The organism is Brevundimonas vesicularis (genome assembly GCF_900445985.1).
Lineage (GTDB): Bacteria > Pseudomonadota > Alphaproteobacteria > Caulobacterales > Caulobacteraceae > Brevundimonas > Brevundimonas vesicularis_D.
In genome coordinates this window covers 444122-459358 of sequence record NZ_UAQP01000014.1, presented here as the reverse complement: position 1 = coordinate 459358, position 15237 = coordinate 444122, and the positions used below count along the sequence as shown (strand labels likewise).

General features: G+C 66.1%; 18 protein-coding genes. 4 read left to right on the top strand and 14 right to left on the bottom strand.

Going from position 1 to position 15237, the window contains the following annotated elements; translation table 11 throughout:
• Window positions 1-68: 68 nt before the first annotated feature.
• From DT343_RS11315 to DT343_RS11295, 5 genes are all read right to left on the bottom strand, one after another.
• A complete protein-coding gene (locus DT343_RS11315; RefSeq protein WP_055754657.1) occupies window positions 69-263 on the bottom strand; it encodes a Trm112 family protein in 195 nt (64 codons plus the stop codon).
• Window positions 264-338: 75 nt separating this feature from the next.
• Entirely contained in the window at window positions 339-995 is a 657-nt protein-coding gene (locus DT343_RS11310; RefSeq protein ID WP_026108391.1) for an LON peptidase substrate-binding domain-containing protein, read from the bottom strand.
• A gap of 55 nt (window positions 996-1050) precedes the next feature.
• Window positions 1051-1968: a thioredoxin gene (gene trxA / locus DT343_RS11305; RefSeq protein ID WP_112862977.1), complete on the bottom strand. Its 918-nt coding sequence runs from the start codon at window positions 1966-1968 to the stop codon at window positions 1051-1053.
• A gap of 256 nt (window positions 1969-2224) precedes the next feature.
• Window positions 2225-2779: a hypothetical protein gene (locus DT343_RS11300; protein ID WP_146756742.1), complete on the bottom strand. Its 555-nt coding sequence runs from the start codon at window positions 2777-2779 to the stop codon at window positions 2225-2227.
• A gap of 69 nt (window positions 2780-2848) precedes the next feature.
• Entirely contained in the window at window positions 2849-3361 is a 513-nt protein-coding gene (locus DT343_RS11295) for a prolyl-tRNA synthetase associated domain-containing protein (RefSeq protein WP_112862975.1), read from the bottom strand.
• A 37-nt stretch (window positions 3362-3398) separates the two neighbouring features.
• Between DT343_RS11295 and DT343_RS11290 the strand changes: the two genes are divergently transcribed.
• Window positions 3399-4166, top strand: coding sequence for a DUF6065 family protein (locus tag DT343_RS11290; RefSeq protein ID WP_258522565.1), 768 nt, complete (start codon window positions 3399-3401; stop codon window positions 4164-4166).
• 162 nt (window positions 4167-4328) lie between these two features.
• Here DT343_RS11290 and DT343_RS11285 read toward each other — a convergent pair whose 3' ends face one another.
• From DT343_RS11285 to DT343_RS11260, 6 genes are all read right to left on the bottom strand, one after another.
• Window positions 4329-4901: a CC0125/CC1285 family lipoprotein gene (locus DT343_RS11285; protein ID WP_112863791.1), complete on the bottom strand. Its 573-nt coding sequence runs from the start codon at window positions 4899-4901 to the stop codon at window positions 4329-4331.
• Between the two features lie 99 nt (window positions 4902-5000).
• A complete protein-coding gene (locus DT343_RS11280) occupies window positions 5001-5633 on the bottom strand; it encodes a LysE family translocator (protein ID WP_112862973.1) in 633 nt (210 codons plus the stop codon).
• Between the two features lie 77 nt (window positions 5634-5710).
• Window positions 5711-6331: a hypothetical protein gene (locus DT343_RS11275; protein ID WP_112862972.1), complete on the bottom strand. Its 621-nt coding sequence runs from the start codon at window positions 6329-6331 to the stop codon at window positions 5711-5713.
• An 80-nt stretch (window positions 6332-6411) separates the two neighbouring features.
• On the bottom strand, window positions 6412-6861 hold the full coding sequence (locus tag DT343_RS11270; protein WP_017505036.1) for a hypothetical protein: 450 nt from the start codon (window positions 6859-6861) through the stop codon (window positions 6412-6414).
• A gap of 79 nt (window positions 6862-6940) precedes the next feature.
• Window positions 6941-7714, bottom strand: coding sequence for a metallophosphoesterase family protein (locus DT343_RS11265; protein ID WP_181669185.1), 774 nt, complete (start codon window positions 7712-7714; stop codon window positions 6941-6943).
• A 13-nt stretch (window positions 7715-7727) separates the two neighbouring features.
• On the bottom strand, window positions 7728-8516 hold the full coding sequence (locus DT343_RS11260) for a nucleotidyltransferase family protein (protein ID WP_112862971.1): 789 nt from the start codon (window positions 8514-8516) through the stop codon (window positions 7728-7730).
• A 132-nt stretch (window positions 8517-8648) separates the two neighbouring features.
• Between DT343_RS11260 and DT343_RS11255 the strand changes: the two genes are divergently transcribed.
• Together DT343_RS11255 and DT343_RS11250 are read left to right on the top strand one after the other, a co-directional pair.
• Window positions 8649-10772 carry a response regulator gene (locus tag DT343_RS11255; protein WP_258522564.1) on the top strand — a complete coding sequence of 708 codons (2124 nt, stop codon included), beginning with the start codon at window positions 8649-8651 and terminating at the stop codon, window positions 10770-10772.
• A 173-nt stretch (window positions 10773-10945) separates the two neighbouring features.
• The gene (locus tag DT343_RS11250) at window positions 10946-11995 is read left to right on the top strand and encodes a ribonucleotide-diphosphate reductase subunit beta (protein WP_112862969.1); all 1050 of its coding nucleotides are present in this window, start codon (window positions 10946-10948) and stop codon (window positions 11993-11995) included.
• 55 nt (window positions 11996-12050) lie between these two features.
• Here the strand turns inward: DT343_RS11250 and DT343_RS11245 are convergent, their stop codons facing one another.
• The gene (locus DT343_RS11245; RefSeq protein WP_112862968.1) at window positions 12051-12551 is read right to left on the bottom strand and encodes a hypothetical protein; all 501 of its coding nucleotides are present in this window, start codon (window positions 12549-12551) and stop codon (window positions 12051-12053) included.
• Window positions 12552-12697: 146 nt separating this feature from the next.
• On the opposite strand from DT343_RS11245, the gene DT343_RS11240 reads away from it, so the two are divergent.
• Complete coding sequence (locus DT343_RS11240; protein WP_112862967.1) at window positions 12698-12961, top strand: hypothetical protein; 264 nt, start codon at window positions 12698-12700, stop codon at window positions 12959-12961.
• Window positions 12962-12966: 5 nt separating this feature from the next.
• On the opposite strand, the gene DT343_RS11235 is transcribed toward DT343_RS11240, so the two are convergent.
• Together DT343_RS11235 and DT343_RS11230 are read right to left on the bottom strand one after the other, a co-directional pair.
• A complete protein-coding gene (locus tag DT343_RS11235; RefSeq protein WP_112862966.1) occupies window positions 12967-14439 on the bottom strand; it encodes a sensor histidine kinase in 1473 nt (490 codons plus the stop codon).
• Window positions 14436-15185, bottom strand: a complete 750-nt coding sequence (locus tag DT343_RS11230; RefSeq protein ID WP_112862965.1) for a TVP38/TMEM64 family protein — start codon at window positions 15183-15185, stop codon at window positions 14436-14438. The genes DT343_RS11235 and DT343_RS11230 overlap by 4 nt, the downstream gene beginning before the upstream one ends.
• Window positions 15186-15237 lie beyond the last annotated feature (52 nt).

Below are 15237 nucleotides of genomic sequence, written 5' to 3'. Positions count from 1 at the left end.
CGCGCTACTTGAGGCCCGTTGGGCGCGCCGCGCTCCGGGCCAGTGAATGTTCGGTGTCGGTGCGGCGCTCAGTCGAGCTGACGCGCTTCCTCGGCCAGCATGATCGGCACGCCCTCGCGGATCGGATAGGCCAGTTTGGCGCCCGCCGAGATCAACTCGTTGGCGTCGCGGTCGTAGGTCAGCTTGCCGCGCGTGACGGGGCAGACCAGCACCTCCAGCAGGCGGGGATCGACGGACACGGGCGTATTGAAGGCGTCACTCATTTTTCTTGGCCTATCGCGCTGGCGCTAGTTGAGAGCTCTTTAGGGGGCTACCGCGCTTTGCGCTACTTGAGCCCGTCATTGCATGGACGGCGCGGCGTCGTCACCGCCGTCGGCGGCGTCGATGCGCATCAGGGCGGTCAGGGCCTCGGCGCGGGGCATCAGGCCCATGGCCTCCAGCAGAGCCTGCTTTTCGGCGGGTTCGAACGGCAGGGCCATCGACAGGCTGTTGACCAGGGCCTCCATCGGGGCGGTCTCGGCCGTCTCCCAATCGATGTCCAGGAGCCGGTGGGCCATATAGGCGCGCAGGGCGTCGAGGAAGGCGTCCCTGTCGAAGTCCGGCTCCTCAGGCGGGGAGACCAGATCGTCCTCATAGGCCTCGAAGGCCGCGCGAACCTGGCGGTAGGGGGTCTTGGACGGCATTTCGGCGGCGATGCGGAAACGCGACACGCCGGTCAGGGTGATCAGATAGCGCCCGTCGGAAGTCTCGGCGAAACTGGTGATCCGACCCGCGCAGCCGACCGGCGACAGGCCGGGCAGGGCCGGCGTGCCGCCCTTGGGCTGGACCAGGCCGATGATCCGGTCGCCGGCCATGGCGTCGTCCACCATGTTCAGATAGCGCGGCTCGAAGATGTTCAGCGGCAGCTGTCCGCGCGGCAGCAGGATGGTCCCGCCCAGCGGGAACACCGGGATCACCTGGGGCAGGTCGAGGGCGCGAACGTAACCCTGGGGCATCACTTCTCCTGGGGCCTACCGCGCTTCGCGCTGCTTGAGGCCCGCTTGTTCTGGATCACGAAAACAGAATGGACGACAGGCGGCGACGACCGTCCTTGGACACGTCCGAGGTCAGCCCCGCCGCCTCGAAGATGACCAGCAGCTGTTTGCGGGCCGCCTGATCATTCCACTCCCGGTCGGCCTGGATGATATGCAGCAGATTGTCGACCGCGCCCTTGAAGTCGCCGGCCGCGCTCTGGGCTTCGGCCAGGTCGAAACGCGCCTGATGATCGTTCGGATCGGCGGCGACCTTGGCCTCAAGTTCGGCCGAGGCGCCGGCCAAATCGCCAGTGGGGGCTTTCGACGCCAGCGCCAGCTGGGCGCGCACGCTCTGGACCGTCGGCTCCTTGGAGCCCTGCGGCGCCATGGCGATGGTCTGGGCCGCCTGTTCGGGGTCGCCGCCCGCCAGATAGACCCGCGCCATGCCGGCGATGGCCTTTTCGTTTTCGGGCTCGATCGACAGGACGTGGGCGAAGGCCTGGGCCGCGCCGCCGAAGTCGTTCAGGCCCAGCGATTCCTCGCCCAGCTCCAGCAGCTGCGCCGTCTCGGTCGAGCCGCCCTGACCGCCGGTCAGCTTGTCGATGAAGGCCTTGATCTGACTGTCGGGAATGGCGCCCTGAAAGCCGTCGACCGGCTGGCCGTTGACGAAGGCGTAGACGGTCGGGATCGACTGCACCCGCAGCTGTCCCGCATAGGCCGGGTTGGCGTCCACATCGATCTTGACCATCTTCACCGCTCCCTTGGCGGCGCGCACGGCCTTCTCCAGCGCCGGACCCAGGGTCCGGCACGGCCCGCACCAGGTGGCCCAGAAGTCGACGATGACCGGCTGATGCTTGGACGCTTCGATCACGTCGGTCATGAAGGAGGCGTCCGTGCCTTCCTTGATCAGGTCGCCGGCGGCGTCGGGGGTCAGGGTCGGGTCGAGCAGGGTCATGGGCGAAGTCCGCGCAGAGATCGGTCAGTGTCAACGGTTCAGATGGCGTCGGGATGCGTCGGCATCAAGCCGGGAAAAGGTCGCGCCGAGATTTCAGACGGCAGTCGTGAAAAACACCGTCTAATTCGTCTAATTCGTCTTAAAATCGCCTCTCGTCGCCGCGCGCTCGATCCATGGTTTGCGAGATGGGGCGACGACGTGGATCGTCAAGATGACGCGAAGCGCTAATGCCGAGGATGGGCAGCGGAGCAGGCGATTAGTGCGCGTCAGCGATTTCAGCGACTGCGTAAATATGATCGACCGGTATCGAGAGCCTGGTTTTTTCCAGAGTGGGGCCACCCGAGAGTTCGACCTTGAGCATTCCGCCATTTGAATGATTGATGACCTCATCTCGTGTAACCGTCACCGTGAAATCCTCGCTCCACAAACACTCGGATTGGGGGGCGTCAGGCCTGGAAGTGCATTCCCGAACCATGACTGGTCCGCGCTTGAACGCCGCCAACTCCCCGTTCAAAAACGCGGCTCTGTCGTACAGGTGAGCTCGTCCCCGATAATAGGCGGAGCCTTGGAGAAACAGAGCACCTGAAGCCCCGCTGATGTCGATACGCCCTGCGTAGATATCGGAGCTGTCACCCTCCACCACTGGAGAGTAAAATTCCCGGCGTTCGGCACGTGCTATGGTTTTGACGCTGACCAAAACGCCGTTGGAAGCGGTGATCGTCGAGTCCTTGATGTCTTGCCCAACAGCTACTCCAGCGAACATGAGAGCTGTCGCCGCTACGCAAGAATGAGATAAGATCAGACCGAACATATGGATTACGTTAGCGACCGGCGGCGTTTATCGAAAGTGGGGTTGCGGTGACGCCAATGGCGCTTTCGATCAGCCCATCGCCTCAAAATCCACCACCACCGGCTCCCTGCCCAGCAGCGCCAGCACTCGCCGGAAGGCCGATTGATCCAGGGCGGTGGTCGCCGTATTGGTCAGGGGGTGGAAGTTGACGATGTCGGCGTCCCACAGGCGCTGGTCCAGGACGAAGGTGACGCGGCGGTCTGTGTCGTTGATCAGGCCCAGCGCCGTGACCGAGCCGGGGCGGACGCCCAGCGTTTCCCACATCAGGGTCTCATTGCCGAACGACAGCCGGCCTGAGCCCATGACGGCGGCGGCGCGTTTCAGGTCGATCACCGTGTCCTGACGCGCCGAGATCAGCCACAGCCGGCCTTTGTGATCCTTGAGGAACAGGTTCTTGGTGTGGGCGCCGGGCAGGTCGGCCTTGAGGTCCAGCCCTTCCTCGACCCGAAAGACGGCCGGGTGGTCGTGGGTGAGGTGATCCACGCCGTTCGCCTTCAGCCAGACGGTCAGGGTCTCGCGGTCGAAAGCGGGTGCGTCAGTCATGGTTGAGCCGTCGGGTTTCGGGCGTTAGGAAATGGTCATGGTCGATACCGTCAACACGCGCCCGCTGGAACTGGAATGCTATCCGATGACGGCCCGGCCGCCGGACCTGGTGCCCGGCCGCCAGTCGCGCAACTGGATGGACGCCTTCATCAGCCGCCACCCCTATCGCTGCCTGCCGCTGAACATGGCCAACACGACGGGGTGGGAAATCCTGTGCCCGTTCGGCTTCTCGGCCGAGTGGAACGGCGGTCCGCGCCAGGAAGACATCGTCATCAGGCCGGATCGGCCCCAGCACGATCTGGCCCATTTCGTCACCTCGCACTTCTCGCGCGGGGTGCTGACCATGCATCCGCAATATCTGTTTCGCACGCCGCCCGGCTGGGGGATGATGTGTTCGGGGTCGCCCAACCATGTGAAGGACGGCATTCAGCCGCTGGTCGGATTGATCGAGACGGACTGGCTGCCCTTCCCCTTCACGATGAACTGGATCTTCACCCGGCCGGGACGGATCACGTTTGAGAAGGGCGAACCCTTCTGCTTCATCAATCTGATCGAGCACAAGAAGGTCGAACAGTTCCAGCCGATCATCCGCACGCTGGAATCCAACCCGGTGATGAAGGGTCAGTTCGAGGCCTGGAACCGCGCCCGCACCGACTTCAACCAGCGTCTGGCCGGCGGCGATCCGGATGCGGCCAAGGAGGCTTGGCAGCGCTACTATTTCAAGGGCGAGGTGCCGGAAGATCTGGGCACGGCGCCGGCGACCCACTCCAACAAGCGCCGGCTGAAGTCGCCGCGGGTGGGCTAACCAAAAACCCTCTCCCGATGGGAGAGGGCTTGAGCGCCCGAGAGCGCAGCGATCGGTCTTGCGCAAAAGGGTGAGGGTCGGGTCCAGGCGAACTGGCAACCAACCGACCCTCATCCGGCCCTACGGGCCACCTTCTCCCAACGGGAGAAGGGCGTTGTTCTCTTAGGCCGCCGGGCGGGTGACCTGCGGACCCAGGTTCTGGATCACCTCGCGGGCGTCGAAGGCGTTGGGGTCGTTGGCGGGTTTGGGGCCGCGACCCAGGACGATCTCGGCATTGGCCTCGAACCGATCGACCTGGCGGACGTCGAAGTCGTTGACGCCCCACGGGCCGTAACGGTCCCACGGGCTCCAGAAGCCGCTGCGGTAGTAGCGCCACGACGGACCCCAGTAGGGGCTGTAGAAGCGGTTATAGCCCGAATAGAACGGATCGGGCGTGCCGACGAAGCGGGTGTCGCGATCGGTGGCGCGGTTGACGGTGGAGAACCAGTCATAGCCGCTCTCGACCGTCAGTTCGGCCGAACGCAGCAGCAGCGACTGCTCGACCTGTTCGCGCGAGGTCAGCGAATTGCCCGAGAAGCTGACCCGGAAACGATTGTTCTCCAGGCGCTGCTCGGCATAGCCGCCACGCTGGCCGTTGAAGCCTGCGGGTTGATACGGGGTGGCGGTGGCGCAGGCCGCCAGAGTCAGACCGGCGGCGACGGTCACCGCCAGGGTCTTCAGGGGGAGGGTTTTCATGACATCAAACTCCTTGATCGCCCATTCGGGCGCTCTGACGGCTGAACGGAGCATGAACGAAGGCGTTCCCAACCACTGTATGACGAAGCGTCGCGGCGTCTAGAGCCGAAGAACGATCAGCACGGCGGCGACCATCAGCAGCAGGCCGACAAAGACGCCGAAGCCCTTTCGAAAGCGCGGTTGCTGCATGCGGCGCGACAAGGCGGCGCCGGACAGGGCGTAGGTGCTCATCGACACCATATCCATGCCGATGGCCGCCATGGCGAACATCGCCATCTGCGGCGCGACCGGGCGGTTCACGTCGATGAAGGGCGGCAGGACGGCGGTGAAGAACAGGATGGCCTTGGGGTTGGCGATCTGGACGGCGAACCCGTCGATCAGGGCGCTGCGGCCTTTCTTGACGACGACCTCGTCGGGATCGGCGGCGGTGGCGAAGGCGCCGCGCAGCGCCTTGATCCCAAGCCAGGCGACATAGAGCGCGCCCAGCACGGCGATGACCTTGAAGGCGGCGGGGAAGGCCTTGACCAGGGCGCCCAGACCCAGGGCCGCCGCGCCAAACCACACCAGGGTCGCGGCATTCATGCCCAAGACGCCGATCAGGGCCGAGGCGCGGCCCTTTTCAACGCCGGTTGCGACGGCGAACAGATTGGCGGGGCCGGGCGTGATCGCCATCACCGCCATGACGCCGAGGAAGGTCGAATAGAGGTGCGGATCGACGGGCAGGGCGGACATGCGGCGCGATGTCGCTGCTTAGTCGAGCGCGGTCAAGGCGATCTGTCTTCTCCCCACACGTGGGAGGAGACAGAAAATCAGGCGGCCGGACGGGCGGGGGGCGCCGGCGGTTCGGGGGCTTCCGGGGCCTCGGGTGCCTCGGGAACCTCGTCGACCGCTTCGTCCTCGACGACGGCGTCGGCGGCCTGGTCCAGCGCGTATTGGGCGACCAGGCTGTAGGTCTCCATCTGTTCGGGCGTCGGATTGGTCCAGGCGCTGTTGCGGGCGATGCCCTCGGCGGTGACGACGCCCTTCTGCATCCCCTCTTCCATCGCCTGTTTGACCTCGGGGTCGTTCAGCGCCTCAGCGACAATGGCGTCGACATCGATATTCTTCAGCGCCTGGGCGGCCATTTCGGTGGCGTGTTTCGTGGTCTCGGCGGTGAAGGCGGCGACATCGGGCGCATAGTCCGACCACAAGGCGGCGATGCGACGGCCGCGTTCGGCCTCGCTCAGGCTCTGGTCTTCGGAAATCGCTTCGGCCCGTTCGCCAAAGGTCTCCATGCGCGCTTCGAAAGCCTCGGCGGCGGCTTCCATACGGGCTTCGGCGGCTTCGGCGGAAACCGGAGCCGGCAAGGGTGCTGGCGCAGGGGTCTGCGCCAAGGCCGAGGACAGGGGCGCGATCGCCAGGGCGGCGGTCAGGCTGAGCAGGCGGATCATGGGACGGCTCCCGTTGAATGACCCGCGCAAACTCCGCCCTCCGCCGCCCCGTCTCAAGTGAAATCGCGGTAAGGCTCGGCTTACTGCGGTTGGGCGGGGGCTGCTCCGGCGGGCGCAGCGGCGACAGCTTCCTCAATCTTGGCACGGATCATCGCAGGATAGGCTTTGATCTGCTGAGCGGCCGCGCCCATCTGGTCGGCGGGCGCGCCTTGGCTGACCACGAAGGCTAGGAACTCGTCTGCGAACGTGTCGGCGTCCGCCTGATTGCGCGCCTGGATCGCGTCGAGGTCAGTCTTGGCCTTGGCCTTGTCGGCCTGAGTTGCTGCCGCCTGCATTTCTTCGGCCATGGCTTCCATACGTTCGCCGAAGGCTTCTCCTTTCGCCTCGAAGGCGGCTTCCTCGGGGCTGTCCGCTTCTTGGGCGGGCGCCGGAGCGGCCTGCGGCGCAGGGGCGGCGGCCTGACCGGCGGCGAAGGCGGGGGTGGTCAGGGCCAGGACGGCGACGGCCGCGGCGGAAGACAGAAGGCGCATCGGAAACTCCACGACGGGCCGCCTTGCGGCCCCGAACGAGGCTGCATCCCAGCCCCGGCGGCACCCTCCTACAGTCTGGTCAGATTTCAAAGACCCGATAAGGCTTGTCGCCGAGGGTCTTCAGCACCGGCAGGGCGACATTATAGACGGGCGTGCCCTTGGTGGTGCGTCCCTCCGATCCGCCGCGATGGGCGTGGCCGTGCACAACCAGGCGAACATTGTCATAGCGGTCGATGGTCTCGGCCAGACGCGACGAACCCAGGAAGGCGTGGATTTCGGGCGGCTCGCCCATCACCGTCTCGACCACGGGCGCATAGTGCAGCAGCACGACCGAGCGTTCGGTGCGCAGCATGCGGATCGAGTTTTCGATCAGATTGGCGTCCTCGACCGCCTCCTGCACGAACCGCTTGATCGAGGCCTCGCCGAACGAGGAGAGCATATAGCGGCCGAAGCCGCCGACGAATCCCTTGCCTCCCGCAAAGCCGACGCCGTCGATCTCATAGGCCTCGCCGGTGAGCATCTTGACCCCGGCGTCGGTCAGCATCTTGGTGACGACCTCGGGCTGACCGCACTCGTGCTCATGATTGCCCAGCACGCCGACCATCGGGATCTTGCACAGTTTGAGATCCTCAAGCAGCCGCTCGACCTCGGGCGTCTTGCCGTAGTTGGTCAGGTCGCCGCACAGGCACAGGACATCGGCGTCGTCCGACACCCGCTCGAACAGGTCCCGGTAGCGATGCTCGGTGGTCTCGCCGACATGGAGGTCGCCGACGGCGGCGACGCGCAGGGTTTTGGCGGGGCCGGGCTCCAGGCCGGGTTGGGTCGTCTGGGGATCGGGGACGGCGTCGGTCATGGCGGCTTACCTTTCAGTGACCCAGGTTGACGGGGTCGTGGCGTTCCTCCAGCCCCTTGCCCACCACGTCGCCGAAGCCCCATTCGGCGACGTCGCCGACATAGTCGCGCGGGCTGAACAGCCGGCCGCGACAGACCTTCACGCGCGGCGCCGGCAGATCGATCTGGGCCGTCAATCGCTGGACCAACTCTTCCATCAGCCAGCGCGGAATCCGGTCGCGCTCTGTCGGATAGGCGAAGCGGAAGTTCAGCAGATGGGCGGCCAGCACTTCCCAATACAGGTCCATCTGGTCCAGCAGGCTCTTCCAGTCGATGGCGTCCGACTGTTTCAGGATGACGTGGTTCACATCGGCCCCGTCATAGCGATAGCGATCCTGGATAAAGACCTTGGACAGGATCAGGGCCGTGGGCGGGGTGATCTGGACCTGATGCCCATAAACGGTGATCCGGTCCTCGCTAAACCAGCTGTCGGACACGGCGATGGTGCCGTTGGACATGGCGAAGATGACGTCGAAGAAGTGTTTCTCGTCCTTCCAGACCTTGGCGATCCAACGCTCGTCTTCGACGTCGGTGCGGTAACCGTGCTTCTGGAAGAAGGCCAGGATGCGGGGGTAGTCGCCGGGCTTGCAGAAGACGTCCAGATCCTTGGTCGGACGCCGGATCCCGGTATAGGCCGTGACCGCATAGGTGCCCGACAGCAGGAAGGGGATGCCGCTCTCCTTGAGCAGGCGCAGGCTCTCTTCATAGAAAGCCAGGGCGTCGGCCGGCGGTTCGAACGTCGGTTCGGCGATCACGTCTGACATCGGCTGAGGCCCTTTGCTGGCGAGGGCGAGTAAACGGCGACGCTGAATGGCGGTTCCGCAATTCTACCTAGCTGGGCCGCTACGGGATCCTTAACCCCTGCATGTCACTGTTCCGTCATGGGACTGGAATTGGTGAACGCAGAACGCGGGCGCTGGCGGCTTTTCCGCCACGAGGCCGGCCGCGCGGCCGGTCCGTCGCCCTATACCTATGTGGCGCTGTTCGTTCTGTGTCTGTCGATCAGCAAATGGAGCGTTTACGCATTCGGCGCGACCGTGCTGTGGCCCGCGAATGCGGTGCTTCTGGCCGCTGTGCTGCAGCTTCATCGCCGTCAGGCCATCGGCGTGATGGTCGCCTGCGCCGCTATCAATCTGACCAGCAACGTCCTCCGCGGCGATCCTGGCCCGATGATGTTCACCAATGTCATTCTGAACATGACCCAGGTGGTGGTCGCGGCTGTGCTGGCGCGTCGATTCTGCGGCGCCGCGTTGGATATGCGCCGGCCCTGGCGGCTGTTCCGCTTCGCCTTTTTCGCAGCCGCCCCTTCTGTTCTGCTTTCCACCCTGCTGGCGGGCGGCGTCGTCATTCTGATGAGATGGCATGTGCCGGGCACGCTTGGCTTCCGCATGCACCACCTGTTCGACATGGAACTGCTGGCGATGATGATCGTCACGCCATCCCTCCTGCTGCTGGCGCGTAATCATCGTTTCCGGGATGACGCCAAGGCCAGCCTGGCCGAGGCGACGGCGATCATGATCCTTGTCGGCGGCGTCACGCTTTTCGTCTTCTCTCAGACCGCCGCGCCGGTCCTGTTCGCGATCTTCCCGCCCCTAATCCTGCTGGCGTTCCGGCTGGGCCCGCCGCTGACGGCGGCTGCGGTGATGATGGTCGCTGTGATCGGCGGAGCCGCCACGCTGACTGGGCATGGGCCGATCGTGGTGACGCATCTGACGCCCGATCCGATCCTGGCCGCCCTGCCGCCCGTGATGCGCCAGATGAATGTGTTCCATCTGTTCCTGCTGTGCGTCGTGGGGTCGGTGCTGCCCATCACCACCTTGTCGACGGAGCGTCGCCGGCTGACGGCGCGTCTGAGGGCGCGGACGGCGGCGGCGCTGGACGCCCTGGCGCGCGCCAAACGCGCCGATGAGGCCAAGTCGAGATTCCTGGCCTTAATGAGCCACGAGATGCGCACGCCCCTGACCGGCGTCACCGGCTATGCTGACCTGCTGTCGCGCTCGCCCCATCTGGACGCCGAGGGGCATCGCCAGGTGAATGCGGTGCGTCAGTGCGGCGAATCCATGCTGCGTCTGGTCGAGGATCTTCTGGAGATTTCGCGCGGCGGCGACGAGGTCGTGCTGAAGCCCGCCGATCTGCGCGCCTTGATCCAGGACGCCGTGGCGCCCGCGCGCGAGTGGGCCGAAATCCGTGGCCTGACGTTCGACCTGCACATCGCGCCGGAGGCCGAGGGCTGGGTGCTGACCGACATGCGCCGTCTGCGCCAAATCCTGCACCACCTGACGCTGAACGCCTCAAAGTTCACGATGCGGGGCGGTGTGACCGTGCGCGTCGATCGGCGCGATGATCGGCTGCGGATCGCCGTGTCAGACAGCGGCTGCGGCATGGACGCCGCCACCCTGGCGGGCGTCTTCCGCCTGTTCGAACAGGCGGACGCCTCGACCAGTCGTGCGCATGAGGGGGCGGGCGTCGGCCTGGCCCTGGCTAAAAGCCATGCGGAGCGGCTGAACGGAACCATCGCCGTCGACAGCGTGCAGTGGCAGGGCTCGACCTTCACCCTGGAGATCGAGGCGCCGGTCGTAGTTCCGGTCGAGACGGAGAGCGGCGCACCGCTGGACAGCCGTCGCATGAAGGTTCTGATCGTCGACGACCACCCCGCGAACCGCGATCTGCTGCGCATCATGCTGCAGGCCGCTGACTGCGACACCGCCGAGGCCTGCGACGGGCGCGAAGCGGTGAACGCCGCCTCGGCCGAGGCCTTCGACCTAATCCTGATGGATGTGCGCATGCCGGTCATGGACGGCCTTGCCGCAACTCGCGCGATCCGCGCCCTTGCCGATCCCGCCAGCCAGACGCCGATCCTGGCGGTCACCGCCGAGGCAATGCCCGAAGACGCCGCACGGTGCCTGTCCGCCGGCATGGACGGTCATCTGGCCAAGCCGGTGACCCAGGCCAAGCTTTACGCCGCCATCGACGAGACGCTGAGCGCGGCCGCGTCTCGCCTGGACGCCCAAGCCGCCTGAGCCATCGAGCGCGGCTTCATCCCCAGGTCCGTCCCCAGAAACGTGCGGCACGGACACAACATCTAGCGGTTGAGATAAATTGTGATCGCAACATAGACCTATTTTGGCTTGGCGCCGACGCCTTCAAATCGCATGGTGAATGCGTCTTCAGATTCGCCCTCAGGTCCAGTTCGATGAACGCTATCACCCCGATCATCCTTCCCGAGCGCGCCGGTCTTCTGACCCCGTCGGCCGCCTACAAGCCGTTCCGCTATCCGTGGGCGTTCGACATGTGGAAGAAGCAGCAGCAGGTCCACTGGATGCCCGAAGAGGTGCCGCTGGGCGAGGACGTCAAGGACTGGGCCTCGACCCTGAATGACGGCGAACGCAACCTGCTGACCCAGATCTTCCGCTTCTTCACCCAGGCGGACATCGAGGTTCAGGACAACTACATGGAACGCTACGGTCGGGTCTTCAAACCGACCGAGGTGAAGATGATGCTGGCCGCCTTCGGCAATATGGAGACGATCCATATCGCGGCCTACGCCCTGCTGCTCGAAACCATCGGCATGCCCGAGAGCGAGTTCGGCGCCTTCATGGAATATGAGGCCATGCGGGACAAGCACGACTACATGGGCCAGTTCGGGGTCGATTCCGACGCCGACATCTGCCGGACCCTGGCCATGTTCGGCGGGTTCTCGGAAGGCGTTCAGCTGTTCGCGTCCTTCGCCATGCTGATGAACTTCCCGCGCCAGAACAAGATGAAGGGCATGGGCCAGATCGTGTCCTGGTCGGTGCGCGACGAGAGCCTGCACTGCGAAGGCATCATCAAGCTGTACCACGCCTTCAACAAGGAGACGGGCGCCGTCACCAAGTCGGTCGCAGACGACATCGTCGACTGCTGCAAGACGGTGGTGAACATGGAGGACAAGTTCATCGACCTGGCCTTCGAGATGGGCTCGGTGAACGGCATGACGCCCGAGGACATCAAACAGTACATTCGCTTCATCGCCGACTGGCGCCTGCGTCAGCTGAAGCTGCCGGAAGTCTATGGGGTGACGGAAAACCCGCTGCCCTGGCTGCAGTCGCTGCTCAGCGGCGTCGAACACGCCAACTTCTTCGAGGCCCGCGCCACCGAATATTCCAAGGCGGCGACGCAAGGGAACTGGCACGGCGCCGACGGCGTCTGGACTGAGTTCGACCGCATGATGGCCCGCCGCGACATGAGCCTCGTCGCGGGCTGAGCTTGATACTGCGGCGCGCGGGCGGCGTCCGCTCGCCGTCGCGAGACCGGCGACCTTATTGCGCCGGCTCGACCCAGGCCGGCCGGGCGGTGCAGGCGGGGCGGAAGCCCGTGCGGCACAGTCGCACCTGTTCCTGCCAGGCGGCGTAGTCGCGGTCGTATTTCTCCTGGGCCAAGCGGGCGGTCTCGGCGGCGGCCCGCGCCTGTTCTTCGGCCTGACCGACCTCGATCTGATGACGGGCCAGGGCGGCGTCGTAGTCCAGCCGGTTGGCGGCGTCGGTCTTGTCGGCCAGGGCGTTCTGGGCGGCGATCTCGTCGTTGAGGGCGCGGGTGGTGCGCATTTCCTCTTCGGTCTGCTGGGCGTCGCTGGCGCGATGATAGGCCTCGCCCCGCGCCTTCAGCAGGGCGTCGCGGCTGGCGGGATCGGCCGGGTCGGGCAGGGCGCGCTGATCACGATAGGGGTCGGAGGTCGCCGGCGCCGTCGTCGTCTGGGCGGCGACGGGCGGGGTCAGGACGGCGACGAGCAGGGCGGCGGCGACGGCGGTGCGAACGATCATGACTGTCTCTCCCGAGGCCGAGGCGTCCTACGCAGCTTGGCCATTGTGATCCTGCTGCACAACGCCGCAGCAATGAAAAGGTGGCGAAAGGCCGAGCTTCGCGTCATGGTCGTCATCTCCCGACCGCATCCCATCCGAGAAGACCGATGATCCTGAGCACCGCGTCCGGCGACTTCCCCATTCCCGCGGAGGTCGCGCGCCAGTTGCCGAATGTGCCGGCCCTGCCCGATACGACCGCCTCTGACGCCCGGCTCCAGATCGAGGACTTCCGTCATTGGCTGGACGCCTCGCCCGAGCACGCCATCGACTATGAGCGGCTGCGCCGCTGGCATCTGGTTCAGGAGGAGCTGGCGGCCCAGGCCAAGGCGGAGAACCGGCCCTTCGTCGTCTCGGACGACGGTCTGGAATAGGCGGCTCAGCCCGGCAGGCGCAACTCGAACACGGCGCCTGTTCCGTCGGTCTCGACCAGCCGCAGATCGCCGCCGTGGAGGGCGGCCAGTTCGCGCGAGATGGTAAGGCCCAGGCCCGAACCGTCCGAGCTTTTTGAGCTGACAAAGGGTTCGAACAGGCGTTCGGCCAGACGCGGCGGAATGCCGGGGCCGTCGTCGGCGATGCGCACGACGCAGAAGCCGTCCTGACCAAAGGCGCTGACGGTTATGGCGCCCTTGCCGCGCCGCTCGGGCGGACGCGTGGGATCGGCCTCGATCGCCTGGCGGGCGTTGCGCATCAGATTGACCAGGATGCGATACAGCTGATCCGGGTCGGCCTCGACGGCGAACCGGGGCGGCAGCTGTTTGACCAGGCGCACGCCGTCGGGGTCCAGTCCGGCGTCCTCGGCCGCCAGGGTCAGGGCCTTGGTCAGGACGACGCGGGTCTTCTGGGGGGCGGGCTCCTCGCTCTTTCCGTACTCCAACACATTGCGCGACAGGCCGGCGGCGCGGCTGAGCGCGCGCTCCAGCCGGGGCAGGGCCTTGGCCACCTGGGGGTCGGCGGAGGTCGCCAGCCGCTCGGACGCCATCTGGGCCGAGGTCAGCATGTTGCGCAGGTCGTGGTTGATCTTGGCCACCGCCTCGCCCAGCGCGACCAGACGCGCGCGAGAGCGCAGGGAATGGCGCACCTCCTCCTGCATGCGGCTGAGTTCGCGCTCGACGCGGCCGATCTCGTCGTGGCGGTCGGACGGCGCCTCGGCCTCGCTCTCGGGGTCGGCGGCGAACCGCTCCATCGAGCGGGTGACGCGACGCAGCGGCCGCAGCACCAGCAGGGCCAGACCGCCATACAGCAGGGCGCCCGCCGTCACCGACACCAGCAGGGACACCAGCAGGCTGTTGAACAGGAAGGCGCGCAGTTCCAGCTTCAACGGCTGGGCGGGGGTGACGATCTCGATGAAGTCGCCGGAACGATAGCGCGGCTTGGCCTGAACCCGCAGCGAGCGGTCCGGATGGCCGAACAGGGTGCGCCACGGGTCGGTCAGCCGCGACCAGCTGTCCTGACGCCTCAGGTCGATCAGTTCGGGCGCGCGGGGCAGGTTGGGGGCCTGAAGCAGCAGGCGGCGCACGCCTTGCTCCGTCAGGGCGACCGCCTGAACCCCGCCGATCCGCATCAACTCGGCGGCCGTGTCGTCCTCGACCGCGCTATAGGGCAGGGCTTCGACCCCGACCGAGGCCAGTTCGGCGGCCTGGAGCCGGTCGCGCAGCCAGCGCTCATGGAAGGCCGCCAGGTTCGGGCCCAGGATCAGAGCCTCGACCGCCAGGGTGAAGGCGACGGTCAGCAGCAGCAGCCGCGCCGACAGGCCGTCGGGCGCGCGCGGCGTCAGACGCTCGCGCCAGAGATTGGCCTGGTCCGGCGTCAGGTTCAGCCGCGCCGCGATCCGGTCGAACAGGGCGCTCATCCCGCCGTCGCCCCGATCCGGCGGGCGCGGATCATCTGGAACAGCTTGATTCCGATGGGCAGCAGCAGGGACAGGAAGACCACGCCCATCAACGGCCAGAAGAACTGTTGCAGCAGCATCGGCAGGTCCGGCCGCACGCCGGCGCGCAGCAGGCCGCCCAGCTGCGATCCGATCCAGGTATAGATGAAGGTGGACGGCAGCAGGCCGATGAAGGTGGCGATGATGTAGGGCCTGAGCGGCACCGCCATCATCCCCGCCGTCGCGTTGACCAGGACGAATGGCACGCTGGGGATCACGCGCAGGGTGAACAGGGTGGTGAAGGCGTTGCGGTCGATGCCCTTGGCCAGCCGATCCATGAAGCCGGCGTCGGCCTCGAACTTGGCGCGCAACCACGAACCGATCGAGGTGCGATAGACATAATAGATGACGACCGAACCGATGGTGGCCCCCGTCGACTGCGCCAGGGCCCCGACATAGGGGCCGAACATCATCCCACCCAGCAGGGTCAGGAAAACGGGTCCGGGAATGGTCGAGGCGGTCGCCACGGCGTATACGGCGATGAAGGCGACCAGCGCGATCCACCAGTTCTGTTGCGCATAGGCTTGCAGGTTCAGCCCGTGCTCGCGGATCAGATCCATCGACAGATAGCGGTTCCAGCCCAGGGCGAAGAAGGCGACCACAAGGCCGGCGATGGCCGCCAGCGGCGCCAGCCGCAGGGCCCATTCCTTCGCCGTTCGTTTCGCCATCCGTTTCATCGTCCCGAAATGCCGTCCGAGCGTTGACTCACGCGGACATGCG

Excerpts from the sequence above, each read along its gene's own strand:
- DT343_RS11315 (WP_055754657.1), bottom strand. The coding sequence starts at position 263 with ATGAGTGACGCCTTCAATACGCCCGTGTCCGTCGATCCCCGCCTGCTG.
- DT343_RS11310 (WP_026108391.1), bottom strand. The coding sequence starts at position 995 with ATGCCCCAGGGTTACGTTCGCGCCCTCGACCTGCCCCAGGTGATCCCG.
- trxA (WP_112862977.1), bottom strand. The coding sequence starts at position 1,968 with ATGACCCTGCTCGACCCGACCCTGACCCCCGACGCCGCCGGCGACCTG.
- DT343_RS11300 (WP_146756742.1), bottom strand. The coding sequence starts at position 2,779 with ATGTTCGGTCTGATCTTATCTCATTCTTGCGTAGCGGCGACAGCTCTC.
- DT343_RS11295 (WP_112862975.1), bottom strand. The coding sequence starts at position 3,361 with ATGACTGACGCACCCGCTTTCGACCGCGAGACCCTGACCGTCTGGCTG.
- DT343_RS11290 (WP_258522565.1), top strand. The coding sequence starts at position 3,399 with ATGGTCGATACCGTCAACACGCGCCCGCTGGAACTGGAATGCTATCCG.
- DT343_RS11285 (WP_112863791.1), bottom strand. The coding sequence starts at position 4,901 with ATGAAAACCCTCCCCCTGAAGACCCTGGCGGTGACCGTCGCCGCCGGT.
- DT343_RS11280 (WP_112862973.1), bottom strand. The coding sequence starts at position 5,633 with ATGTCCGCCCTGCCCGTCGATCCGCACCTCTATTCGACCTTCCTCGGC.
- DT343_RS11275 (WP_112862972.1), bottom strand. The coding sequence starts at position 6,331 with ATGATCCGCCTGCTCAGCCTGACCGCCGCCCTGGCGATCGCGCCCCTG.
- DT343_RS11270 (WP_017505036.1), bottom strand. The coding sequence starts at position 6,861 with ATGCGCCTTCTGTCTTCCGCCGCGGCCGTCGCCGTCCTGGCCCTGACC.
- DT343_RS11265 (WP_181669185.1), bottom strand. The coding sequence starts at position 7,714 with ATGACCGACGCCGTCCCCGATCCCCAGACGACCCAACCCGGCCTGGAG.
- DT343_RS11260 (WP_112862971.1), bottom strand. The coding sequence starts at position 8,516 with ATGTCAGACGTGATCGCCGAACCGACGTTCGAACCGCCGGCCGACGCC.
- DT343_RS11250 (WP_112862969.1), top strand. The coding sequence starts at position 10,946 with ATGAACGCTATCACCCCGATCATCCTTCCCGAGCGCGCCGGTCTTCTG.
- DT343_RS11245 (WP_112862968.1), bottom strand. The coding sequence starts at position 12,551 with ATGATCGTTCGCACCGCCGTCGCCGCCGCCCTGCTCGTCGCCGTCCTG.
- DT343_RS11240 (WP_112862967.1), top strand. The coding sequence starts at position 12,698 with ATGATCCTGAGCACCGCGTCCGGCGACTTCCCCATTCCCGCGGAGGTC.
- DT343_RS11235 (WP_112862966.1), bottom strand. The coding sequence starts at position 14,439 with ATGAGCGCCCTGTTCGACCGGATCGCGGCGCGGCTGAACCTGACGCCG.
- DT343_RS11230 (WP_112862965.1), bottom strand. The coding sequence starts at position 15,185 with ATGGCGAAACGAACGGCGAAGGAATGGGCCCTGCGGCTGGCGCCGCTG.